Here is a 23023-nt window from a genome sequence, read left to right on the forward strand (position 1 = left end):
GAGTCGTTGTCGGCGGTGACCCCTACGGTGGTGCCATGGCCACTGCCGACGACGTACGCAGGATCGCGCTCGCGCTCCCGGGGGCGCTCGAGAAGCTCGCCTGGGGCATGCCCACCTTCCGGCTCGAGGAGCGTGGCCGGATCTTCGCCTCGCTGGACGACGACGACCGGGTGATGGGCGTGAAGTGCCCCAAGGAGGAGCGTGCGGAGCTCATCGCCGCCGAGCCCGCCAAGTTCTTCCTCCGCGAGGGCCACGACGACCACTACGCATGGCTGCGCGTGCGCCTGGAGGCGCTGGAGGACGACGACGAGCTGCGGGCGATCCTGCTCGACTCGTGGCGCCAGGCGGCTCCCCGCAAACTGCTCGACGCCCATCCGGGGCCGGCGCCTGGCCGGGGATGACGGCGATCCCGGCGGCCGCCGGGCCGGATGGCGGCGCGACCGGTGCCACGGTCGGGTGAGTTGCGCGCCCCGGGCAACCGCTTCCCGTGGCGGAGGGTACGGATTGCGGCGCCGTTCCACGACGCCGGGAGGACCTGACCCATGCCCGTCACCAAGAGCGCCGGGAGCACGCTGGCCGCGGCAGTGTGCGCCGCACTGCTTCTCGCCGGCTGTACGGACGCATCAACCGTATCGCCCGCACCGCCCGCACCGTCCGTGCCCGAAGCGCCCGCGAAGAGCCCCGTCGGACACACCGGTCCCGAGGCGCAGAAGCCGGCTGCCCGTCACATCCCGGGCCTCGGGCCGGAGTTCCGCGCCCGCATTCCCGGCGGCACCCGCCAGGCCCTGGTCGTGTCCGGCGGGGCGGCGGACACCAACGTCGCGGAAGCCGCGGTCTACGAAAGCGGTACGGGAGGCGACTGGCGGCGTGTCGCCGGCCCCTGGCCCGCCCACAACGCCCTGCGGGGCTGGACCCACGACCACCACGCCGGTGATCTGCGCACCCCCATCGGGGTCTTCGGCCTCGGCGACGCCGGCGGGCTCTCACCGGACCCCGGGACCCGGCTGCCGTACGACCAGGACGAAGAGTTCGTCGCGCCCGGAACCGGCTTCCTGGGGGAGCCCCTCGAAGGTTCCTTCGACTACGTCGTCGCCATCGACTACAACCGGGTCCCGGGGACCAGCCCCCTGGACAAGGAGCGGCCGCTCGGCCTGGAGAAGGGCAGCGGGCTGTGGATCCACGTGGACCACGACGGGCCCACCCAGGGGTGTGTCTCGCTGCCGAGGGAGCGGATGCGTGAACTGCTGCGTCTGCTCGATCCGGACAAGTACCCGGTCGTCGTGATGGGGCCCGCACCGGAGCTCCGGAAGTGACCGGACCGCACGTCCGTCCGGGCCGGCGCCTCGGCTCCCCTCAGAGGAACGCCGAGATGCGCGCCCGCAGGGACACCGGGTCCAGACCGTGCGCGGCGAGGTGCTCCTCGACCGTCCCGTAACGGCGCAGTTCACGCCGCGCCACCCCGACCCCCAGCACCCGGTGCGGAACATCCGCCAGGGCGTCGTTCGCGACCGTGGTCGACGTGCCCTCCAGGTACGGCTCGACGATCACCACGTCCGCCCGGCCGCCCACGGCGGCGCGGACCGCGGCACCGTCGAAGGGGCGCACGGTCGTCGCGTACAGCACGCTCACGTCGAGCCCCTCGGTCGCCTCGAGCACGTTGTCCAGCATCGGGCCGACGGCGACCACGACCCCGCCGCGTCCTTCGCGCACGGTGAGGAACCGGTCGCCGGTGACCGGCCGGGCCTCGGCGTTGCTCTGCAGCGACAGGCGCACGTACACCCGGTCGTCGCCGGCGGCCGCGTGCCGCAGCAGTGCGTCCGCCTCGTCGGGGTGGCCGGGCACGTGGACCGTCCATTCGTCCAGGGTGTCCAGCAGGGCCACGTCACCCGGTGCCATGTGCGTGAATCCGCCGGCCGGCCAGTCGTACGAAGCACCGGCGCTGACCAGCACACCGCCCGTGTTCTGGTGGCCGAAGTCGAGCTTCACCTGCTCGAAGGGCCGCTCGACGAGAAAGCTGGCGAACGTGTGCATGATCGGTCGCATCCCGGTGAGCGCGATGCCGCCGCCGGCGCCGATCAGCAGCTGCTCGCGGATGCCCACATTGATCACCCGGTCCGGATGGTGACGCTGCGCCTGCTCGAAACCGGCGGCGCTGATTTCGGCGAGGACGAGGGCGAGGCGGGGGTCCTCGTCGAGCAGGCGCGAGGTGGTGGCGATGAAACGGTCACGCATGGTGTCCATGGTCGGAAGTCTCCTCTGCGGCGGCGTGCTGTTGCTGCGGTGTTCTGCGGTGGGACGAAGGGCTGATCAGGCGCTCTTGGGCTCGACACGGGCGACGACCGCCCGTGGCCGCCCCGGATGCGGCGCCGTGAACGCGGCGTGCAGCGCTTCGTGGTCCCTGCCGTCGACCGTCTGCGCCGACCAGCCGGCCGCCTCGAAGCGGGACGCGATGCCGCCGGGCCATCCATGGGTCGCGGAGGAGTTGTCGACGACGAGGGTGTGCAGCTGCTCCAGCCCGGCCGGTCCCGCGAAGGCGATGGCCTCGTGGTTGCTTCCCTCGTCGAGTTCGGCGTCGCCGATCAGGACCCACACCCGCGGATCGGTCAGGCCCTGCGCGCGCAGACCGAGGACGGAGCCGACGGCCAGCGGCAGGCCGTGGCCGAGCGAACCGCTGCCGATCTCGGCGCCGGGCACGAGGACCCGGTCGGGGTGGTGGCCGAGCGGTGAGTCGTACGAGCCGAAGCCGGGCAGCCAGTCCTCGGGGAAGAAGCCCTTGGCGGCGAGGACGGCGTAGTACGCCATCGGTCCGTGCCCCTTGGACAACAGGAATCGGTCCCGGTCCGGCGCGTCGGCGGTCGCCGGCGTCACCCGCAGTACGCGGTCGTACAGGACCCACAGGGCGTCGAGCGTGGACGTGGCGGCCGGCCCGTGCTTCTCGTCCCCGGTCATCAGGGACATGAGCCGGTCGATGTCGCCGAAGCCGGTGGGGATCGAGGGCCGGACGGGAGCGGTGGTGGATGCCGTTGTCGTCATGCCCACCACCGTGCAACCTCAAGTTCACTTGAGGTCAAGCGGGCCGGTCCGCGCATACGGGTTCGTGAGCAGCGGCCCGAGTGCGGTATTGTTCTCATGCGCGTTCGGCCAGGGGAAACCCCAGGTCAGACGGGCACCGGGACGTGGCGCAGCTTGGTAGCGCACTTGACTGGGGGTCAAGGGGTCGCAGGTTCAAATCCTGTCGTCCCGACTCTGCTTCTTGCAGGTCGTAGGCCGTTCTCTCGTACATCGGGAGAACGGCCTTTTTTCATGCCCGGACCACGGGGACGTCCGGCGCGGCGGGGGACGAAGGTGACGTTTCGCCCGGACGGCACCACGTGAACGACCGAAAATCCGTACGGCTAGCATATGAGCACCGCCTAGCTCGAAAGATAAGCCTGTGACTGTCAAAGACGACTCGTTCACCAACTGGAAGAACCGCGAGGAGATCGCGGAGTCGATGATCCCGATCATCGGGAAGCTGCACCGGGAGCGGGACGTCACGGTCCTGCTGCACAGCCGCTCCTTGGTGAACAAGTCGGTGGTCAGCATCCTCAAGACCCACCGATTCGCCCGGCAGATAGCCGGTGAGGAACTCTCGGTCACCGAGACGATGCCGTTCCTGCAGGCTCTCACCACGCTCGACCTCGGCCCCTCCCAGATCGACATCGGCATGCTCGCCGCGACCTACAAGGCCGACGACCGCGGCCTGTCGGTGGCGGAGTTCACCGCCGATGCCGTCGCCGGAGCCACGGGTGAGGACAGGCCCGAGCGCCGCGAGCCCCGCGACGTCGTCCTGTACGGCTTCGGCCGCATCGGCCGTCTCGTCGCCCGCCTGCTCATCGAGAAGGCCGGCTCGGGCAACGGCCTGCGGCTGCGCGCCATCGTCGTGCGGCAGGGCGGCGAGCAGGACATCGTCAAGCGCGCCTCGCTGCTGCGCCGTGACTCCATCCACGGACAGTTCCAGGGCACGATCACCGTCGACGAGGCGAACAGCACGATCATCGCCAACGGCAACGAGATCAAGGTGATCTACGCGGGCGACCCGTCGGAGGTCGACTACACGGCGTACGGCATCAAGGACGCCATCCTCATCGACAACACCGGCAAGTGGCGCGACCGCGAGGGCCTCTCCAAGCACCTGCGCCCCGGTATCGACAAGGTCGTCCTGACTGCCCCGGGCAAGGGCGACGTCCCCAACATCGTCCACGGCGTCAACCACGACATGATCAAGCCGGACGAGCAGATCCTCTCCTGCGCGTCGTGCACCACCAACGCGATCGTCCCGCCGCTGAAGGCGATGGCCGACGAGTACGGTGTCCTGCGCGGCCATGTGGAGACCGTCCACTCGTTCACCAACGACCAGAACCTGCTGGACAATTACCACAAGGCGGACCGTCGCGGCCGCTCGGCGCCGCTCAACATGGTCATCACCGAGACCGGTGCCGCCTCCGCCGTCGCCAAGGCGCTGCCCGACCTCGAGGCGCCGATCACGGGCAGCTCGATCCGCGTCCCCGTGCCGGACGTCTCGATCGCGATACTCAGCCTGCGGCTCGGCCGCGAGACCACCCGCGAGGACGTCCTCGAGCACCTGCGCAACGTGTCGCTGACCTCGCCGCTCAAGCGTCAGATCGACTTCACCACCGCCCCCGACGCGGTCTCCAGCGACTTCATCGGCTCGCGCCACGCGTCGATCGTCGACGCCGGCGCCACCAAGGTCGACGGTGACAACGCGATCCTCTACCTGTGGTACGACAACGAGTTCGGCTACTCCTGCCAGGTCATCCGCGTCGTCCAGTACGTCTCCGGAGTGGAGTACCCCACCTTCCCGGCCCCGGCGCTCTGATCCGCCGCCCGTTCCGGGTTTCCCGGCCGCCCGCCACCGGCGGGCGGCCGGTCCCGTACGGCCGGCGCCGGCCGGCCCGTACGGTCAGCCTCCGCTGCCGGAGACGTCGATCTCCGCCCACACCTGCTTGCCGCCGCTGAGCGGTACCGAGCCCCATGCCGCGGTCGTCGCCTCGACGATGAGCAGGCCCCGGCCGCCCGTCGCCTCCCAGTCGACGTCGGCCGGTTTGACAGGGGAGCGGGGCGAGGTGTCGTTCACGGCGATCCGCAGCCGGTCGGAGGAGAGCGTCAGATCCAGACCCACCTCACCCTGGGTGTGGGCGATGGCGTTGGTGACGAGCTCGGACACCACCAGCAGCGCGATGTCGATCTCGTCGGTCAGACCCCAGGAGCGGAGCGTGCGCGCGGCGAAGCGGCGGGCGTGCAGCACGGCGTTGGTGAGCCGCCACACCGTCCAGTGCGTCCGCAGCGGACGCGCGCGCGTCCCGTCGTAACGCAGCAGCAGCACCGCGACGTCGTCGTCGCGTCCGTTGGCGGTGCCGAGGAGTTCGTCGGCGACCCGGCCGATGTCGGACGGGTCGGCCTCGCCGAGCGCATCGCTCACCCGCCGTATGCCCTCCTCCAGCGGGAGGCGGGCCGACTCCACGAGACCGTCGGTGACCAGGGTGAGCAGGGTGCCGGGGGCCAGACCCGCCTCGGTCATGGAGAACGCCGCCTCCGCCAGCACCCCCAGCGGCGGCCCGCCCTCGACGGCCAGTTCCTCGGTTGTGCCGTCCGGGTGGCGGAGCAGCGGCGGCAGATGCCCGGCCCGCACGAAGATGGCGATGCCCTCCTCCATGTCCAGGTCCACGTACAGACACGTGGCGAAGAGGTCCGTCTCCATGCCGACGAGCAGCCGGTTGGCGCGGGAGACCACCACGTCGGGCGGATGGCCCTCCACCGCGTAGGCCCGTACCGCCGTGCGCATCTGGCCCATGATCGTGGCGGCGGCGGCGCTGTGGCCCTGGACGTCGCCGATGACGAGCGCCACGTGCCCGTCGGCCAGCGGGATCACGTCGTACCAGTCGCCGCCCACCTCCAGACCGGCCGTCGCGGGCAGATAGCGAGCGACGGCGACGCCGCCGGGCAGCACCGGGAGCTTGCGCGGAAGGAGGCTGCGCTGCAGCATCCTGGCCAGCTCGTGCCCCGCGTCCATGGCATGGGCGCGCCGGAGCGCGCTGCCCACCAGGCCCGCGACCGCCGTCAGCAGCGACCGTTCCTCCGGGGCGAACTCGTGCGCCGCGTCCCATCCGACCAGGCACACCCCGACCATGCGCCCGTCGGCCGGCAGCGGGACGACGGCCAGACCGCCGGGCCCGATGCCGATGAGGCCGGGCTCCAGATCGGCTCCCGGCGGCCACAGGCTCATATGACCGTCCCGCAGCGCGCTCTGCAGGGTGGGCAGCGAGTGGCACGACGCGTCCGGCCACTCGGACCGCCACTCGCTCTGCCAGACGCCCGGCCAGGCGTCGGGCTCCGGCGGGTCCAGGACGGTGACCAGCAGCCGGTCGGACTCCACCTCCGCGACGGCGATCCGGTCGGCGTCCAGCGGCTGGCGCAGCATCTCGACGACCGTACGGCTGACGTCCCGCACCGTCGTCGCCCCGGCAAGCCGCGCCGACAGCCCCTGCACGACGGCGACCTCGTCGTCCGTGGGGCGCAGATAGACGGCGTCGGCGACCACCCCGAGCACCCGCTCCGGCGTGCCGTCGGCCCCGAACCGCAGACGGCAGCGAAGACCCAGCCAGCGCAGCTCACCACCCGGGCGGCGGATGCGGAACGCCAGCTGCTCACCGGAGGAGGACGACAGCCGGCCCGGCTCGACGACGGCCATCAGCGCCGGGATGTCGTCCGGTACGGCACAGGCGAGCAAGGTCTCCACCCGCCCGTCGAACTCCTCCTCGGCGATGCCGAGCAGCTCCAGGACGCGCGCGTCCGCCTCCATGAGCCCGGTGTCCAGCGTCAGGATGAACGCCCCGCTGTGCAGCGGGACCAGCGTCGGCCCCGGGTGCGTCCGGGGCTCCGGCCGGCCGGCTGCACGGGCCGGTACGGACTCCAGGCCGGCCGTCACCTGATCGGCGTAGAGCTCCAGGAGGCTGCGGCGGTCGGCGTCGAAACCGTCCGCCGTCTCGCCCGCGACGACGAGGCAGCCCAGCTGTGTGGTGCCGTGGCCGAGCGGCAGCGCACCGAGCGAGAACTTGGGCGGCAGAGTGCCGGCGCCGACGGGGGACACGCCGCGCGCGTCGGCGGAGAGGTACGCCGCCAGCTCCGCCGGGCTCAGCCACAGCGGCCGGGCGGCCCGGTAGGCGTCCGTGGCGGGGGAGCGGCCGCCCAGCGCCACGACCGACGGCAGTCCGTACGTCCCGCCCCGGTCCCCCACCACCTCCGCCAGCCGTAGTTCGTCGCCGCTCTCCGTGAGTACGTAGACAGCGGCCAGCTCGGCCCCACAGAACGCAAAACTCGCCCGTGTCAATGCGCGCACCGCCTCCGTACGCGGTCAGGTACCGCGCTGTTCCCATGCTGCCGTTGTTCGCGGGGTGGGAGCTAGTCAGGAGACGCCATCGATCGCGCGGCGGCCCTCGCGGCGCGGCGCCGGCGCCCGCCCCGGCGGGACGCACGGCGCAGAGCGCCGGGGGACGGGGCTGCCGCCGGACGGCCCCGTCCTCCGGCGCGAGCATCTCGGCATCGGACCTCGACGCCGAGCTCCGCGAAGAGTGCGGCCTTGGCGCGCAGGGCCTTGTCGGCGGTTGCCGCGTCCGGTGCGTACGCCACGTTCAGGTGGTTTGGGCACTGGCGCTCTACTGGAACATTGTGCTGCCGATGTCCCGGCCGATCCTCTCCGCGCTGGCCGTGTTCTTCTTCCTCGCCAACTGGAACGCCTTCGTCTGGCCACTGGTCGCCACCAATGACCGGCCCCTGACGGTCGTCCAGCTGGGGATCGCCTCCTTCCAGACCCAGTACAGCTCGAACTGGAACTACATCCTGGCGGCGACGGTCGCGGCACTGCCGATGCTGGCGCTGTTCTTCAGGTTCCAGCGACAGATCGTCGAGTCCATCAAGACGTCGGTCCTGAAGTAGCACCGTCGCTCCGGACCGGGCCACGCTTCCGGGCGTGGCGCGGTCCGTGTGCTTTCCGGGCGTGGCCGGGCCCGTGTGCTTCTCGGGCGGGGCCCGGTCCGTGTGGTGTGGCGTTCGGGTGTTGCTCCGGGGGCATGTCCGGGACTGCTTTCCCGTACCTGCCCCGCCCTGACTCACGACGCTTTACGTCCCGAACACGCCCCCTGCGCGTCCCCCTGCCCCCGGGCCGACGCCGTCGCTCCCGCCGGTGGAAAGGTGCCGGTTCCCCCCACCCCGCCCCTTCCCGAAACCGGGGCTCCGTCCCAGACCCAGGGACGGGGGCCTCCGCCGTGCACGGGAACCTCCCCCGACGGAACGGGCTCCTCCGGACCCGGTCGCCTGGGGGACCGTGCCCTGGCTGACTCCGGCCCCGCCCTGGGCCCGGCGAGTGGCCCCGCGTGGGCTCCCCCCAGCCCCGCGACGGGGCCCGCGCTCAGGGACCTGCGCCGCCCGCCCGGGCTCCGCCCAGAGCCCGGGACGGGGGCCACCTCCGGCGCACAGCGAACCTGCCTGCGGGCTCCCCCCAGACCCGGGACGAGGCCCGCGCAAACGGACCTGCACCGGTAGAAGGGACTCCGCCAGAGCCCGGGACAGGGGCCGCCCGCGGCGCACGGGGGACCTGCCCCGAGGGAAGGGGCTCTGCCGCAGCCCCGGGCCGACGGGCAGCGCCGGGCGACAAGGATCTGCCCCGATGGGAAGGGGGCACCGGGCCGAGAAGGCGACCACCGGCCGGGACGGGTGCCAGGGGCGGAAGGGGGGCGGGGTCGGAGGAGCGGGGTGCCCGGACGTAAGGCGTCGTGAGTTAGGGCGGGGCAGGTACGGGAAAGCAGTCCGGGTGCCGCGCTCCGGAGGCCCCGACCCCCGCAACCACCCACCGGCGGAGCCGGCCCGGCGCGGCCGGGCCGAACCGGCCCAACCCCGTCAGGCCGGGGCCGGCCCCCCGGACTATTTGCACGGTGCAGGAGAACTCGGTGCAATCGATTTCAAGACGCAATATCGACTGGCCGCCCCGGGCCCGCGGCCCTGCGGTCGCACGGCCCCCCGGTCGCAGGGGGAGCTCCGCCCTGTGACCCTGGGGCCATGCAGCGAGGCAGTGGCAAGGTGCGGGTCCGCAGGATCTACGAAGCGCCCGACCCGGACGACGGCGTCCGGGTCCTCGTCGACCGGCTCTGGCCGCGCGGCCTGAGCAAGGACGAGGTGCACATCGACGAGTGGCCCAAGTCGGTGACACCGTCGACGGAGCTGAGGCGCTGGTACCACGGGCCGGACGGCGAGTACGAGGAGTTCTGCCGGCGCTACGAGGCGGAGCTCGCCGAACCCGACGCGGCAAAGGCCCTGAGCCGGCTCCGCGCCCTGGCCGCCGCCGAAGGGCCGCTGACGCTGCTGACGGCGGCCAAGGACCCGGAACACAGCCACACCTCGGTCCTCCGGCGTCTCCTGTAGCGGGCGCCCGTCCGTGGCCCGCGCCGACGAGTCGCGCCCGCCCCGGACGAAGGCACCCGTCGCACAGCCGCGCCCTTCCGCGTCCCCGGCCTGTGGGGCACGATGACCGGCGTGCCCGGTCCCGTCCAGCAGGCTCTCGGAGGCGCCGCGTGACCCCCTGAAGACCACGCCCGAGGGAAGTGCTGCACCGCGCCGACGACTTCTCGTCGCGGGGCGCCCTGCGGCCGGACGTGATGCCGTGCCCTGCCGCCCTCGACGTACTGGCCGGGGGATACGGCGGGCGGCCGACCGTCGTCTCCACACGGACGGGGCCGACCACGTCCGGCTCCGGGCCCCGCTCAACCGGGGGTTGTCGGCGTCGCGCGTCGCCGGTCTCGTCCCGTACGCCGCCGCATGCGCCGAGGCCCTCGTCGACGCCTTCGCCGACGACGGCCGCGTCGAGCTGATGGACGCGTACGCGGGCAGACTGCCGGGGCAGGTCGTCGGCCGTCTGCTCGGGTTCGACCCCGGGGACGTGTCCGCCGTGGTGCACGGCGGACACCGGGCCGAGCAACTGCTGTTCCGTCCCATGACGCAGGACGAGCAGGTAGCGGCCGCAGAGGACGTCGTAGCGCTCCAGCGCATGCTCGACCGGTACGTCCGCGAGCGGCGCGCGGAGCCGCGCGACGATCTGCTGTCGGGCCTGATCACCGCCCTCGCGCCCGGCAGTGGCGACCTCGGCCTCGAGTAGCGGCACGAACTGGTCTCCCAGGTCCAGAACTTCCTCATCGCCGGGCATCTGACCACCACCGCCCTGATCGGCACCCTGCTGCTGAGTCTGCTGGGCGACCGCCGCCAGTGGGAGCTGGTCCGCGACGACCCGGAGCTGGTGCCCGCGGCCGTGGAGGAGGCCGTCCGCCACGACACCGCCGTCCGGGGCTTCCGGCGCACCACCACCCGGCCCGTCACCGTCGCGGGCACCGAACTGCCCGCGGGGGCCACGGTTTTCGTCGCGTACGGCTCCGCCAACCGGGACGAACGCCGCCACGACCGGCCCGATGCCTTCGACGTGACCCGGCCGCTGTCGCGGCGTCATACGGCCTTCGGGCACGGCGCGCACGGCTGCCCGGGCTCACAGCTCGCCGGGGAACAGCTGAAGGTCACCCTCCGGCTGTTCGCACGCAGGCTGCCCGGACTGCGGATCGACGAGGAGCGGCCGCCGCCGGTGATGCGGCCGACCCTGATCCACCGCTCGCCCGAGGCCCTCCACCTGCGGTGGTGAGACCGCGCCGAGTACGGGCGCCGGCTCGCAGCGATCCCGTTAACCGCGCCGCCCGACCAGCCGCGGCGCCTCCGCCGCCGGGTCCACCGGACCGGACAGCCGGCCGGCCAGTTCCCTGGCCCAGCGGCTCAGGCCCGGCACATCGATGGCGTACGGGGCCGGCCCGCCGGCAATACGGTCGGCGCCGCGCAGCAGCAGACGTGCGCCGCCCGTGGTGTTGCCCCGCGCGGCGTGGGTGAGACCCACCGCCAGCTGCGCCAGGCCCCGCCACAGCTCGCGCTCCTCCTCGGGGCCGGACTTCCACGCGTCCTCGAACACTTCGTGCGCGTGGAACGGCATACCGGCGTCGAGCAGGCGCTGCGCCTCCACGAGCGTCTGGCCGGGCGTACGCACCACGCCTTCCGGTTGGCGCTCCACGCCGGGCGCGCCATGGGGGAGGGGGCGGCCCAGGCCGTCCCGGGGACGGGCATTGCGGGCCCGGCCCTCGGCGTCGCGGTCTCTGCGTGCCTTGTCCATACAGCAATTGTCCCTCCCCGCCCACCGGTGGCTCCGAGCGGCGTGCCTGCGGCGACGCGTGCCGCGTCCCCCGGGCCGGGCGTTCGCCGACCCCGCAGAGTGAGGTAATGTTCTCTTGCGCGCTCGGACGGGAAACCGGACGGAATGCACATCGGGACGTGGCGCAGCTTGGTAGCGCACTTGACTGGGGGTCAAGGGGTCGCAGGTTCAAATCCTGTCGTCCCGACTCGAGAGAGTCGCAGATCAGGGGCCGTTTCAGAGCACATCTGAAGCGGCCCCTCGATCGTTCTCGGGGACAGGCGGGGCAAGCGGGGAACCGGCACGCCGACAGCGTGGAAGCGCATCTCGCTCCAGGGCCGACCTTCCAGGAGCGGGTGGGGTTGCGCGCTTCGTGTGGCAGGCCGGCAAGCACACCGCCGATCACGGCTCCGTCCCTCTCGGCGTGCCAACGGTCTTCCGTGCGCTAACGGCGCGGAGACCGTCCGGTCCGGCACCGCTGTTCCGCCGACGCCGAAGATGCGTACATCCGTCCGATCCGTGCAATCCCTTGACGCCGCGAGCTCGAGTGGGCACGCTCCGTGCGGACAACGGCGGAGTCGGGCACATCGGTGTGCCCGGCTCGCTGCTGGATTCCTAGGGGGGAATCAATGAGCGCGTTAACGACGCGTATGCGCACATCCATGCCCGTAAGGGCTCTCGTGGCCGGATTCGTGGCCCTGGCGCTGGCCGTGACCGGCATGGTCGCCTTGGCGCCCGGCGCCGCGGCGGCGCCCGTGCCCGACGCCTCGGCCAGCCCCACGGCAGTCGCTCGGTACGGCGCCTCCACCGTGAAGCTCAGACTGGACGGCGAGTCCAGCACCCAGTCGACGCCGACCGACCTGGTCCTCGTACTCGACGAGTCCGGCAGCATCGACGCCACTGAGTGGGGTCAGCTGAAGGACTTCGCCAAGAGCGTGGTCAACGGTGTTGCGGCCCATGGCCTGTTCACCAACGGCGGCAGGGTCGGCATCGTCGGCTTCGCCGACGGTGTGACACCGCCCGTCAGCGGACTCAGCGGTGACAAGGACGCCGTCCTGAACGCCATCGACACCAACCCCAAGCAGAACACCGGCACCTGCATCGCCTGCGGCCTCGCCGAGGCCAACGCAGTCATGGGGGCCGACGACCCCGCCCGCAACCAACTGGTGATCGTCATCACCGACGGTGAGGCGACCAGCGGGAACACCGCCGCCGAGGCCGCCGCCCTGCAGGCCAAGGCCACCGTCTTCGCCGTGGGCGTCGGCGGAGGGATCCAGCAGGCCACGCTCGAGGTCATCGCCAGCGGCCCCGGCTCCGACAACACCTTCTCGGCCGGTGACTTCGGCAGCATCGACACACTCCTGAAGCAGATCGTCGAGGCGGTCGTGGTGCCCGGCGCCACCCACCCGTCCGTCGTCGTCACGCTCGACACGCCCTGGGAGCTCGTGGCCGGCACCGTGACCGCGAACCTGGCCGGATCGGCCGTGAACAACGTCACCGCCGACGGATTCACCTGGTCCCGGGCCGATCTGGGGGACGAGGACCTGGAGATCACGTACCAGGTCAAGCACCGCGGCGCACCCTGCGGGCCCCTCGACGTGAACAAGTCCGTCGTCTACCACGACGACCAGAACGCCTCCGTGACCTTCCCGAAGGTCGTCGTCACCGTCAACTGCCTGCCGCCCGTCGCCGATGCCGGGCCCGACAAGACCGTCGACGAGGGGTCCGCGGTCACGCTCGACGGCTCCGCCAGCCATGACCCGGACGGCACCGTCGTCTCGTACGCCTGGAGCGGCGCCGATGCGGGCGTCGGCGCGCTGGCGAACGCCGGCGCGACGGTGGCCACGTACAACGGTCTCGACGACGGCGGCGACGCCGTGACGCTCACCGTGACGGACGACAACGGCCTCACCGACGACGACTCCACGACCGTGACGGTCAAGAACGTCGCCCCGGACCTCGCCCTGAACACCTGTCCCGTCGACCCCCACGCGGTGAACACCGACGTCTCCTTCGCCGGTACGTTCACCGACCCGGGCACGCTCGACACCCACACGATGTCCGTCGACTGGGGTGACGGCACCAGCACCGATGTGCCCGGCGTGAACTCCCCGGTCGGCAGCGCGCACCAGTACGCGGCCGCGGGCATCTACGACATCGCCGTCACCGTCACGGATGACGACGGCGGGTCCGACACCCGGCACTGCGGCTTCGTCGTCGTCTACGACCCCAACGGCGGGTTCGTGACCGGCGGCGGCTGGATCAACTCGCCGGCCGGCGCCTACCCGGCCGACCCGGGAGCGACCGGGCGAGCGAACTTCGGCTTCGTGTCGAAGTACAAGAAGGGCGCGACCGCGCCCACGGGCAGCACGGAGTTCCAGTTCAAGGCCGGAAACCTCAACTTTCACTCCGGCGACCACCAGTGGCTCGTCGTCGCCGGTGACAAGGCCATCTTCAAGGGCACGGGTACGGTCAACGGCGCCGCCGGGTACTCGTTCATGCTCTCCGCGGTGGACAGCTCGCCGGACACGTTCCGGATGAGGGTGTGGAAGACCGCGGACGACACCCTCGTCTACGACAACCAGATCGGCTCGGCGCCCGACGCCGACCCGACGACCACCCTCGGCGGCGGTTCGATCGTGATCCACAAGGGCTGACGATCCACGCCCGACCGACGGCCCGCCCCGGAACGGGCGGGCCGTCGGTGCGCTCGTGCGGTCAGGAGAGTTCGGGCAGCGGTCAGCGCCCGCTCCACGGCCCCCGAGCTGTTCGATCCGCGTGTGCGCGCGGCGGGCACCGCGATCTCGTACAACACCGGGGCGCTGCTCGGGGGCGCGCTTCACCCCCTGATCGACAGCCGTCTCTTCCAGTCGGCCGGCGGGCATCTGCCGTGGGCCGTCGCCGCCTGTCTGACCGGCGTGTGCGCGGTGAGCCTGATGTGCCTGCTGCGACTCCCAGCCCGCCCGGACCGCGCGCTCCGCCCGGATCGCACGGACCTGCCGGACCGCGCGATCCTCCCGGACACCGAACGGCGAGCGGTCGTCAAGGACTGATGCTGTCCCGGCACGACCGTGCCTCGATCTCGGCGCTGTTCGGCTTGTGGCTGCTGATCCAGGCCGGGTTCTCCTCCGGGAGCGTGGGCAGGGACGTCTCGACGTCCCTGATCCAGGTGCTGGTGCCCACGTGCCTCTTGAGCCATTCCTCGAGCTTGCCGCAGTCCGCCCGGTGCCCCTTCGGCAGTCCGATGCCGTAGTACTGCGGTGCTCCTATCGTCACGTCCGGAACCACCCGCAGACCGTCCTTCTCGTGCCGCTGGGCGAAGCCGTAGAGGATGGCCTGGTCGGTGGAGACGGCCTGCACCTGGCCGGAGATGAGCTGCTCGATGCAGTCCGACGCGTCGGTCAGTGTGACCGGGTCGGCGCCTACCGTCTTCCTGATGCCTTCCAGTGCCTCCCGCGAGGTGGTCCCCTGCCAGGTGCAGATCCGGCTGCCGCGCAGATCGGACAGCCGCTCCGCCCCGGCTCCCTGCGGGCCGACGAGGAAACCCTGGCGGGTCTTGAGATAGGGGCCCACGAAGTCGATCAGGTCCATCCGTTCGGCCGTGATGGAGAAGGAGGCGATCGTCATGTCGGCCTTGCGCTCGAGCAGCTGCGTCACCCGGTCACCGGACGAGACGTCGACGGGTTCGCTGAACGCGACATCGAGTTCCTCCTGGATGTGCTGGAGCACCAGGAAGTCCAGTCCCGACCGGTCGTAGTTCGAGGAGTACGACACACCGGGCAGGTCGTTGTGCATCGCGACCGTGATTCGCTCCACGCCCAGGAACTCCGGCTCCGGCTCCTCGGAGGAGCAGGCGGCGAGGCCGGCCAGCACGGTCATCGCCGCGGCGATGCCGAGGACGCGTCCTCGCAAGCGCGAGGCGGAGCACCGGGGTCGGGGAGTGTCAGCCACTGTGTCCTCTCAGTCGTGCAGTACGGCGTTCGCGACGAACAGGCTCATCTGGCAGCCCTCGTCGGTCCGCAGGGATATCCGGACGTCGATCTCGTCCTGCAGCCCGCCGAGCGGGAACTCGACCGTCTGTCCGCTCTTCACCCCCTCGACGCGGGTGCTCGCGTTCCCCCGCAGCTGGGCGGAGTAGCGGGTCTCCGGCGCGCAGAACTGGCGGGCCCGTTCCGCGTCCCGGATCGTCAGCGTCAGCCGCAGCCGTGAGCGGTCGGCGGGGCTGTCGACGACGAGCCCCAGCTGGGAGCCGTTGGTGACCGTGCCGGCGGTGATCCGGGTCCGGCCGGTGACGTCGATCTCGCCGTGGTCCGCGACATGGTCCATGCCGACCGTCCCGGCCACCGCGCAGATCAGCGCCGTCGCCGACATGGGGACGCGCCAACGGCGGGCCCGCCTCCCGCCCGCGGGCGCGATCAGCCGGGCGAGCGCCAGGCCGACCGCTGCACCGAAGGCGAGGTAGACCCACACGAACTGGCGCAGCGGTCCGTCGGGCGCGCTGATCAGGGCGTAGCTGCCGAGACAGACGACCAGCAGGAACGGCGGCCAGTTCCAGCCGCTCAGGCGTTTCGCCTTGTCGGCGGACTCGACGTCTCCGGCGAACAGGCTGATGAACAGCTTGCCGCCGAAATTCGCCGTGTTGGCGAAGCCGATCGCCGGCGAATTGTCACCCGACGTGGTGCCGCTGCTGCGCCGGCCCGGCGGGTCGCCGCTCAACTACCGCCCCCCTGCTTGGGCTGCGGGTTGTAGTTGAAGGTGGCCGTGTCCAGCCTGCCGATCGCGGGGGAGCCGTCGCCGTACGTCCTCACATCGATCCGGTCGCCCGCGTGATGGGCGATGCGGATGTGCCTGTGCAGAGACTCGGCGCTCAGGTCGTTACCGTCGGCCAGCCATTCACCGACCGCCGTCTCCAGCATCTCCCGCTCGTCGGGCGGGAGTTCCTCGATGGCCGTGGCCGCCGCGGCGTCCTGCTCGGTCTCCGGAGGGTCGTCGGCATCCCTCCGGAGCACCCTGCCCAGCAGCACCCGGCCCCGCTCCACCGCGTTGTCCGCCAGCGCGGTCTGCGCGGACTGGACGACGGCTCCGGCGAAGGACGTTGCCGCGGTGCTGATGAACGGTGCGATCACAGCCGCGGCTGTCATTAATTCGGACATGCGCACTCCCCTCCGGGATCATCGTCAACTCTACTCAACTCACCGTGCAACGGAAGTGACTTCGCGTCACACGATCGCGCGTCCGCAGACCGCACGCGACGACGGAACCGGGCGGGCATCATGGGGGGATGCCCGCCCGGCTCCGCTGCGCCGGGGGCCGCTCAGCGACGCGGCGGCGTCACTCGAGCAGCTCCGCGTAGGCGCCCATGGCCAGGGCGATGTCGGCCTGTGCCCAGAAGCGGTGGTACGTGAACTCGGGCGCGGCGCCGCCCGCGAGATAGGCCTCGATCTTCGACCACGCCGGGTCGTCCTGGTAGAAGGAGCGCAGTGAGGCGAACGTCGACGACGAGTCGATCGTGTCGCCGTTCGGCATCGTGCCCGTCCAGCCGCTGGGCACGTACACCGGGTCGTCGAAGCGGTTGTAGTCGGCGCGCGTCTCCGGCACCGCGATGCCCAGCGCGTCCTGGTGGTGGACCCACATGCCGTCCAGCAGCCCCTTCGCCACCCGCTTCGCGTCGGCGTCGCCCGACCGTGCCGCGTAGTACGTCAGGACCTTGGCGTACGCACCGGCCACGCCCACGTCCTGGGTGTAGTCGGCCACGGTCACATGGAGGCCGGCGTTGGCACCCGGCGCCGAGGCGTTCCAGGTGTCCGGCTTGCCCGACCACTGGAGGGTGGAGGGCATCAGGAAGGTGCCGTCGGGGTTGATCGTCGTCTCGGACACGGCCCAGTCGACCCACTTGTCGAGCACGGCCTTCGCCTCGGCGTCGCCCGTCTGCTGGTAGTACTCCGCCACCCGCTCCATGGACCATGCCTGGAAGCCGAACCACTGGTTCGACGGCGGGTCGTGGTAGACGGGCTTCTCGTCGTACGCCATGCCGTAGAAGGTCGGGGTGCCCGCCGCCGGGGCCTCGTAACGGCCGCCGACGCTGTTCGTCGCGCCACCCGCGATCGCGCCCTCGTCGGACTGCAGCCAGCGGTAGAACTCGATCTGCCGCTCCAGGCTCTTCGCCCAGTCGGCCTGGCCGGTCGCCGACTTCGGCTTCAGCGGTGCGTAGGCGCTCAAGGCGTACGCGGCCATCGGGTTCTGGTAGCCGCCGTGCGCGTGGCTGGAGCCGATGCGCCAGGCCCAGCCCGCGGATGCGTCGGTCGCTCCGCCCCAGGCGTAGTACCAGGACAGCAGGTAGTGCGAACTGTCCTTGCCGGTGCCGGCGGGGCAGGTCGTGGGCCCGACACAGTCGCCGACCTTCTTGAAGTACTTGTCGTACATGGCGTAGCGCAGGTAGTCACCCATCTTGGCGGCCTTGGCGACCGTGGCGGAGACCTCGGAGCCCTTGCCCTGCTCCTTGGCCCACAGGTCCGCCCAGTAGGCGGCCTGCACCGCGCGGGCGTCCGCGTCCGGCGCGTTGGTGAACTTCCACTGCTTGGCGTACGCGGCGTCCTTGGTGAACAGGTCCAGATAGCCGTTCGGGCCGCCGTAGGCGAACTTGTCGCAGGTCGGCTGCGGCACGGTCTCCCACACCGACTCCTGCGGCCCGCGCTGGAAGGTGTTGATGTACGAGGGCCCGGTCGCGCTCGGACCGGCCTCGCACTTGCCGGGTTCGTTGCCGTAGCCGTAGACGTTGTCGACGTCCTGCAGCCAGTGCATGCCGTAGACGTCGTCCGTGCCGTACGCGCTCTTCAGCTCGGCCGCGATCGGGTCCTTGCCGGAGGCGACGGAGGGCTGGAGCTCGGCCGGGTACTGCGAGGGCTGGTCGTGCTCCGGCGCGTAGGTCGCCGGCTTGTTCGGGTCGTAGAAGGAGTTGGTGGACTGGTCGGCGTGCGTCGGGATCATGTACTTCTCCATGATCTCCCAGGCGCCGTTGAACTTCGTCCAGTCACCGGTGATCCGGCCGTACATGGCCTGCAGCCAGATCAGATAGCTGTACGCCTCCGAAGTGGTCTCGTGCCCGTGGTCGGGGGCCTCGACGATCAGTGTCTCGACCGAGTGGTAGGGGATGCCCTCGGGCGAGAAGTAGCCGTTGGCCGGGTCGGTGATCTTCTCGTACAGTTCGAGGAAGCGCTCGTCGTACTCCTTCGAACCGCCCAGCTGCGTCACCGTCACCTCGGCGGCGGCGTGGCCGGGAGCCGTCACGGCGAAGGTGGCCGCGCCGCTGCCCTCGCTGTCGGCGGCGATCGTGACCTGCTGCGCGGTGTTCCAGTTCGACGGTGTGAAAGTGAGGCTCGCGCCGCTGCTCACGCTCAGGCCGGAGTTGCCCGCGGTGCGGGCGACCGAGGCGGTGACGTTCGACGACGGCTGAGTCGACAGTTTGACGGCGAACGTTCCCGACTCGCCCTGCCGCACCGCGAGCTGCGACGGGGAGGCGACCACGGCGGGTCCGGCGGCCACGGTGATCCCGACCGGGGAGGACTCGCCGGCGGCGCCCTGGCTGTCGTACGCCTTGGCGTACAGCGAGTGGTTGCCGGCCGCGAGGCCGGTGGCGCTGAAGCTGTACGGCGAGGTGGTGTCCGTGCCGAGCAGGGTCGTGTCGCTGTAGAACTCGACCTTGCTCACGCTCGCGCCGTCGGCGGCCGCGGCCGTGGCGGCCAGCGGGACCGGGTCGCCGACCGAGAAGGCGGCACCGGCGGCCGGGCTGGTCAGGACCGCGATCGGCGGCTGGTGCGCGCCGGTGCAGCTGGTGCCGTTGACGGTGAAGGCGGTGGGGGCGGCGTTGGTGCCGCTGTAGGAGAACTGGGCGCCGGTGCTGACGGCGGCACCGGCGGCGATCGACCGGCTCCAGGCGGGGGCCTTGACGGTGACGGTGCTGCCGGACTGCGACCAGGTGCCGTTCCAGCCGTTGCTCAGCCGCTGGTTCCCCGTGTAGTCGTAACGGAGGGTCCAGTCGTCGATCGTCTCGGAGCCGCGGTTGGTGAGGGTGAGGTCGGTGGTGAATCCGGAGCCCCAGTCACTGGTCCGGTAGTCGACACTGCACTGGACGGCGGCGGCATGGGCCGGCGCGGTGCCGGTCGCGGTCAGGGCCAGGGGGAGCGAGAGGACGGCGGCGAGCGCCGTGAGTACGCGCCGCAGCGGGCGCCGTCTTCCTGGTGGGGACATGGGGGTGACTCTCCTAGCGGCTCTGGGAGTTGGGCGACTGAACGCTGAGCACAAGCCTTGAACCAGTGGGAGCGCTCCCACGGTGGAGTGGCCGGACAGAGCTGTCAAGAGTTGTCGCAGAAACCGGCGCGCCGACGTGCCTTCCGTCAAGAAATTCGCCAACTCCCCTTTCCTGCCGTGCGGTTCGGCGCTAGCCTCCGGAGCAAACAGTGGGAGCGGTTCCATCACTGGACACGCCGGTTCCGGCGGGTCCGAGCTGCAAGGAGTCGCTTATGCGCCACCCCCCGCACCTCCCCGTCGCGCCGTCCGGCGGCCTGCCCGGCCCGGACGGCATCACCCTGCGACGGCCTGCTCCCCGGCCGGTTGAGTCTCCAGAGCGAATGGATTCTCCCTCGGAATTCGGCCAACTGGCTGGGAGCGCTCCCATTGAACGGCCGGTTTTTCTTGTGACCGGCCGGCCGGCTGCACGCCCCCACTCTGCTTCGTCGACGAGAGGAAACGTCACCTCATGAGCCGCGACACCATGAGCCGCGACACCGCGCCACCACTGCGCAGAAAGCGGACCGCGCTGCTGGCCGCCTGCAGCCTGCTCGCCACCGGCGCCGGCGCGGTCGCCGTCATGCAGACGCCGGCCGCCGCCGCCGCACTCGCCTGCAGCGTCGACTACCGGACCAGCGACTGGGGCACCGGCTTCACCGCCACGGTGGACATCAAGAACACCGGTGGCACCGCCATCGACAACTGGGTACTGACCTACGACTACTCGGGCAACCAGCGGCTGAGCAACGGCTGGAACGGCGTCTGGTCGCAGTCCGGGAAGACCATCACGGTCAAGGGCCCCGACTGGAGCCGCTCCATCGCGGGCGGAGCCACCGTCTCGCCCGGCGCCCAGTTCTCCTACAGCGGCACCAACACCGCCCCGACCGCCTTCGCGGTCAACGGCGTGGCCTGCAACGGCGACACCACCCCGACGGACCCGCCGACCGATCCGCCCACGGACCCGCCGACCGATCCCCCGACCGATCCCCCGACCGACCCGCCGGCCGGCCAGAAGGCCGACAACCCGTTCGCGGGCGCCAAGCTGTACGTCAACCCGGAGTGGTCCGCGAAGGCGGCCGCCGAACCGGGCGGCAGCCGTATCTCGGACACCTCCACCTCGGTGTGGCTCGACCGCATCGCGGCGATCGAGGGCGTGAACGGCGGGATGGGCCTGCGCGACCACCTCGACGAGGCGCTCGAGCAGTCCGGAGGCGACCCGCTCGCCATCAACATCGTCGTCTACGATCTCCCCGGCCGCGACTGCGCCGCCCTCGCCTCCAACGGCGAGCTCGGCCCTGAGGAACTGCCGCGCTACAAGAGCGAGTTCATCGACCCGATCGCAGAGGCCGTCGCCGACCCGAAGTACGCGAGCCTGCGCATCACCACCGTCATCGAGATCGACTCGCTGCCCAACCTCATCACCAACGCCGGCGGCCGGCCCACCGCCACCCCCGAGTGCGACGTGATGAAGGCGAACGGCAACTACGTCAAGGGCGTCGGCTACGCACTGTCCAAGCTCGGCCCGATTCCCAACGTCTACAACTACATCGACGCCGGGCACCACGGCTGGCTCGGCTGGGACGACAACTTCGGCCCGTCCGCAGAGCTGTTCGCCGAGGCCGCCAAGGCCGAGGGCAGCAAGCTGGAGTACGTCCACGGCTTCATCACCAACACCGCCAACTACGGGGTCCTCGAGGAGCCGTACTACTCCATCGACGACTCGGTGAACGGCACCTCCGTGCGCCAGTCCAAGTGGGTCGACTGGAACCGCTACGTCGACGAGCTGTCCTACGCCCAGGCGTTCCGCCAGCGCCTGGTCCAGGCCGGCTTCGCCTCGGACATCGGCATGCTGATCGACACCTCCCGCAACGGCTGGGGCGGCGCCGCCCGGCCCACCGGACCGGGTCCGCAGACCAATGTCGACACCTATGTGAACGGCGGCAAGCTCGACCGCCGCATCCACCTCGGCAACTGGTGCAACCAGGCGGGGGCCGGTCTCGGCGAGCGGCCCCAGGCGGCTCCCGAGCCGGGCATCGACGCCTACCTGTGGGTCAAGCCGCCGGGCGAGTCCGACGGATCCAGCAAGGAGATCCCGAACGACGAGGGCAAGGGCTTCGACCGGATGTGCGACCCGACCTACACCGGAAACGCCCGCAACGGGAACAACATGTCCGGCGCGCTGGGTGACGCCCCGGTCTCCGGCCACTGGTTCTCCGCACAGTTCCAGGAGCTCATGAAGAACGCGTCCCCCGCGCTCTAGGGACACGAGCCGGTCACCGGGTCACCGCCGCCTGCGGTGAACCGGTGATCCGGTGGCCCGGTGACCGAACCCGACGCGCCTCGGCCGGCCTGGACAGGCCATGACCCGCAACTTAGGGTCATGGCCCAGGGCGCCGAGGCGCGTCCGTTCGGTCCGCCGTGGAGAACGTGAATGGTCACCCTTGCCGATGTCGCCCGCCATGCCGGAGTCTCGGCCAGCACCGTCAGCTACGTGCTCAGCGGAAAGCGCTCGATCTCGGCGAGCACCCGGGAGCGGGTGAACCGCAGCATCGAAGAGCTCGGCTACCGGCCCCACGCGGGCGCCCGGGCCCTCGCCAGCAGCCGCTCGGACATCATCGCCCTGATGGTGCCGCTGCGCACCGACATCTATGTGCCCGTCATGCTCCAGATCGCCATGGCGGTCACCACCACGGCCCGCGCCCACGGCTACGACGTCCTCCTCCTCACCGGCGAGGAGGGCCCGGACGCCGTGCGCCGCGTCGAGGGCAGCGCGGTCGCGGACGCGATGATCGTCATGGACGTGGAACTCGACGACGAGCGCCTGCCGCTGCTGCGTGAGGCACAGCGGCCGGCCGTGCTGATCGGACTGCCCTCCGACACCACCGGAGTCAGCTGCGTCGACCTCGACTTCGAGGCGGCCGGGGCGCTCTGCGTGGAACACCTCGCCGGCCTCGGGCACCGGCAGATCGCGTTCGTGGGCGAGGCGCCCGGGGTCTACGAACGCCGCACCGGCTTCGCCGAGCGCACCCTCGCCGGTCTGCGGGCCGCCTGTGACGCCCACGGACTGCGCCTGCTCCACCGCCCCTGCGGCATCGGCTGGAGCGCGGTCGACGCCACGCTCGGCAGGATCCTCGAGGAACGCCCCGGCACCACCGCCTTCGTGGTCCAGAACGAGGCCGCCACCGACCCGCTGCTCGCTCTGCTGCGTCAGCGGCGCCTGGCCGTGCCGGAGGACGTCTCGGTCGTCGCCGTCTGCCCCGACCAGGTCGCCGAGCGGGCATCGGTCCCGCTCACCTCGGTCGCGGTCCCCGCACAGGAGATGGGCAGGCGCGCGGTGGAGCAGGTCGTGGCCGTGCTGGACGGCCGGGAGGCCGCCGGTACCGTACTGCTCCCGCCCGAACTGACCGTACGGGCCAGCTCCGGACCGGCGCCCCGCTGACCGGCCGCCCGCTGCCGGCCCGGGAG

At 71.3% G+C, this 23023-nt stretch carries 17 protein-coding genes, 2 tRNA genes and 1 pseudogene; 12 read left to right on the top strand and 8 right to left on the bottom strand.

The window, feature by feature from the left end:
• Positions 1-35 precede the first annotated feature (35 nt).
• Both OGH68_RS33055 and OGH68_RS33060 read left to right on the top strand, forming a co-directional pair.
• Positions 36-401: an MmcQ/YjbR family DNA-binding protein gene (locus tag OGH68_RS33055; protein ID WP_264249106.1), complete on the top strand. Its 366-nt coding sequence runs from the start codon at positions 36-38 to the stop codon at positions 399-401.
• A gap of 141 nt (positions 402-542) precedes the next feature.
• Positions 543-1313 (top strand): L,D-transpeptidase family protein, encoded by a 771-nt coding sequence (locus tag OGH68_RS33060; RefSeq protein WP_264249108.1) that lies wholly within the window; start codon positions 543-545, stop codon positions 1311-1313.
• Positions 1314-1353: 40 nt separating this feature from the next.
• On the opposite strand, the gene OGH68_RS33065 is transcribed toward OGH68_RS33060, so the two are convergent.
• Together OGH68_RS33065 and OGH68_RS33070 are read right to left on the bottom strand one after the other, a co-directional pair.
• Positions 1354-2241 (bottom strand): transketolase family protein, encoded by an 888-nt coding sequence (locus tag OGH68_RS33065; RefSeq protein WP_264249109.1) that lies wholly within the window; start codon positions 2239-2241, stop codon positions 1354-1356.
• A 66-nt stretch (positions 2242-2307) separates the two neighbouring features.
• On the bottom strand, positions 2308-3033 hold the full coding sequence (locus tag OGH68_RS33070) for a transketolase (protein WP_264249110.1): 726 nt from the start codon (positions 3031-3033) through the stop codon (positions 2308-2310).
• A 137-nt stretch (positions 3034-3170) separates the two neighbouring features.
• Between OGH68_RS33070 and OGH68_RS33075 the strand changes: the two genes are divergently transcribed.
• Together OGH68_RS33075 and OGH68_RS33080 are read left to right on the top strand one after the other, a co-directional pair.
• Positions 3171-3244 (top strand) — tRNA-Pro (locus tag OGH68_RS33075).
• A 189-nt stretch (positions 3245-3433) separates the two neighbouring features.
• Complete coding sequence (locus OGH68_RS33080; RefSeq protein ID WP_264249112.1) at positions 3434-4879, top strand: glyceraldehyde-3-phosphate dehydrogenase; 1446 nt, start codon at positions 3434-3436, stop codon at positions 4877-4879.
• 84 nt (positions 4880-4963) lie between these two features.
• On the opposite strand, the gene OGH68_RS33085 is transcribed toward OGH68_RS33080, so the two are convergent.
• Positions 4964-7390 carry a SpoIIE family protein phosphatase gene (locus OGH68_RS33085; RefSeq protein ID WP_264250406.1) on the bottom strand — a complete coding sequence of 809 codons (2427 nt, stop codon included), beginning with the start codon at positions 7388-7390 and terminating at the stop codon, positions 4964-4966.
• Positions 7391-7695: 305 nt separating this feature from the next.
• On the opposite strand from OGH68_RS33085, the gene OGH68_RS33090 reads away from it, so the two are divergent.
• The 3 genes and pseudogenes from OGH68_RS33090 to OGH68_RS33100 form a co-directional block, all read left to right on the top strand.
• The gene (locus tag OGH68_RS33090; RefSeq protein ID WP_264249113.1) at positions 7696-7995 is read left to right on the top strand and encodes an ABC transporter permease subunit; all 300 of its coding nucleotides are present in this window, start codon (positions 7696-7698) and stop codon (positions 7993-7995) included.
• A gap of 1119 nt (positions 7996-9114) precedes the next feature.
• Positions 9115-9477 carry a DUF488 domain-containing protein gene (locus tag OGH68_RS33095; protein WP_264249115.1) on the top strand — a complete coding sequence of 121 codons (363 nt, stop codon included), beginning with the start codon at positions 9115-9117 and terminating at the stop codon, positions 9475-9477.
• Positions 9478-9650: 173 nt separating this feature from the next.
• Positions 9651-10738: pseudogene (locus OGH68_RS33100) on the top strand (cytochrome P450); the annotation flags it as partial.
• Between the two features lie 39 nt (positions 10739-10777).
• Here the strand turns inward: OGH68_RS33100 and OGH68_RS33105 are convergent.
• Entirely contained in the window at positions 10778-11254 is a 477-nt protein-coding gene (locus OGH68_RS33105; RefSeq protein ID WP_264249116.1) for a DUF309 domain-containing protein, read from the bottom strand.
• Positions 11255-11406: 152 nt separating this feature from the next.
• On the opposite strand from OGH68_RS33105, the gene OGH68_RS33110 reads away from it, so the two are divergent.
• From OGH68_RS33110 to OGH68_RS33120, 3 genes are all read left to right on the top strand, one after another.
• Positions 11407-11480: transfer RNA gene (locus OGH68_RS33110), tRNA-Pro, on the top strand.
• Positions 11481-11934: 454 nt separating this feature from the next.
• Positions 11935-13929, top strand: coding sequence for a VWA domain-containing protein (locus tag OGH68_RS33115; RefSeq protein WP_264249117.1), 1995 nt, complete (start codon positions 11935-11937; stop codon positions 13927-13929).
• A gap of 123 nt (positions 13930-14052) precedes the next feature.
• Positions 14053-14325 (top strand): hypothetical protein, encoded by a 273-nt coding sequence (locus OGH68_RS33120; RefSeq protein ID WP_264249118.1) that lies wholly within the window; start codon positions 14053-14055, stop codon positions 14323-14325.
• Here the strand turns inward: OGH68_RS33120 and OGH68_RS33125 are convergent.
• The 4 genes from OGH68_RS33125 to OGH68_RS33140 form a co-directional block, all read right to left on the bottom strand.
• Entirely contained in the window at positions 14315-15184 is an 870-nt protein-coding gene (locus OGH68_RS33125; RefSeq protein WP_264249119.1) for a transporter substrate-binding domain-containing protein, read from the bottom strand. The two genes, OGH68_RS33120 and OGH68_RS33125, sit on opposite strands and share 11 nt — an antisense overlap.
• A gap of 48 nt (positions 15185-15232) precedes the next feature.
• Positions 15233-15988 carry a hypothetical protein gene (locus tag OGH68_RS33130; protein ID WP_264249120.1) on the bottom strand — a complete coding sequence of 252 codons (756 nt, stop codon included), beginning with the start codon at positions 15986-15988 and terminating at the stop codon, positions 15233-15235.
• Positions 15985-16425, bottom strand: coding sequence for a hypothetical protein (locus tag OGH68_RS33135; RefSeq protein WP_264249122.1), 441 nt, complete (start codon positions 16423-16425; stop codon positions 15985-15987). The genes OGH68_RS33130 and OGH68_RS33135 overlap by 4 nt, the downstream gene beginning before the upstream one ends.
• A gap of 178 nt (positions 16426-16603) precedes the next feature.
• Positions 16604-19519, bottom strand: a complete 2916-nt coding sequence (locus tag OGH68_RS33140; RefSeq protein ID WP_264249124.1) for a glycoside hydrolase family 48 protein — start codon at positions 19517-19519, stop codon at positions 16604-16606.
• A 523-nt stretch (positions 19520-20042) separates the two neighbouring features.
• Here OGH68_RS33140 and OGH68_RS33145 point away from each other — a divergent pair.
• On the top strand, positions 20043-21818 hold the full coding sequence (locus OGH68_RS33145) for a glycoside hydrolase family 6 protein (RefSeq protein ID WP_319020284.1): 1776 nt from the start codon (positions 20043-20045) through the stop codon (positions 21816-21818).
• A gap of 171 nt (positions 21819-21989) precedes the next feature.
• On the top strand, positions 21990-22997 hold the full coding sequence (locus tag OGH68_RS33150; RefSeq protein ID WP_264249125.1) for a LacI family DNA-binding transcriptional regulator: 1008 nt from the start codon (positions 21990-21992) through the stop codon (positions 22995-22997).
• Positions 22998-23023 lie beyond the last annotated feature (26 nt).

This window comes from Streptomyces peucetius (genome assembly GCF_025854275.1).
GTDB classification, from domain to species: domain Bacteria; phylum Actinomycetota; class Actinomycetes; order Streptomycetales; family Streptomycetaceae; genus Streptomyces; species Streptomyces peucetius_A.

Excerpts from the sequence above, each read along its gene's own strand:
- OGH68_RS33145 (WP_319020284.1), top strand. The coding sequence starts at position 20,043 with ATGAGCCGCGACACCGCGCCACCACTGCGCAGAAAGCGGACCGCGCTG.
- OGH68_RS33150 (WP_264249125.1), top strand. The coding sequence starts at position 21,990 with ATGGTCACCCTTGCCGATGTCGCCCGCCATGCCGGAGTCTCGGCCAGC.
- OGH68_RS33105 (WP_264249116.1), bottom strand. The coding sequence starts at position 11,254 with ATGGACAAGGCACGCAGAGACCGCGACGCCGAGGGCCGGGCCCGCAAT.
- OGH68_RS33140 (WP_264249124.1), bottom strand. The coding sequence starts at position 19,519 with ATGTCCCCACCAGGAAGACGGCGCCCGCTGCGGCGCGTACTCACGGCG.
- OGH68_RS33065 (WP_264249109.1), bottom strand. The coding sequence starts at position 2,241 with ATGGACACCATGCGTGACCGTTTCATCGCCACCACCTCGCGCCTGCTC.
- OGH68_RS33055 (WP_264249106.1), top strand. The coding sequence starts at position 36 with ATGGCCACTGCCGACGACGTACGCAGGATCGCGCTCGCGCTCCCGGGG.
- OGH68_RS33115 (WP_264249117.1), top strand. The coding sequence starts at position 11,935 with ATGCCCGTAAGGGCTCTCGTGGCCGGATTCGTGGCCCTGGCGCTGGCC.
- OGH68_RS33095 (WP_264249115.1), top strand. The coding sequence starts at position 9,115 with ATGCAGCGAGGCAGTGGCAAGGTGCGGGTCCGCAGGATCTACGAAGCG.
- OGH68_RS33135 (WP_264249122.1), bottom strand. The coding sequence starts at position 16,425 with ATGTCCGAATTAATGACAGCCGCGGCTGTGATCGCACCGTTCATCAGC.
- OGH68_RS33070 (WP_264249110.1), bottom strand. The coding sequence starts at position 3,033 with ATGACGACAACGGCATCCACCACCGCTCCCGTCCGGCCCTCGATCCCC.
- OGH68_RS33060 (WP_264249108.1), top strand. The coding sequence starts at position 543 with ATGCCCGTCACCAAGAGCGCCGGGAGCACGCTGGCCGCGGCAGTGTGC.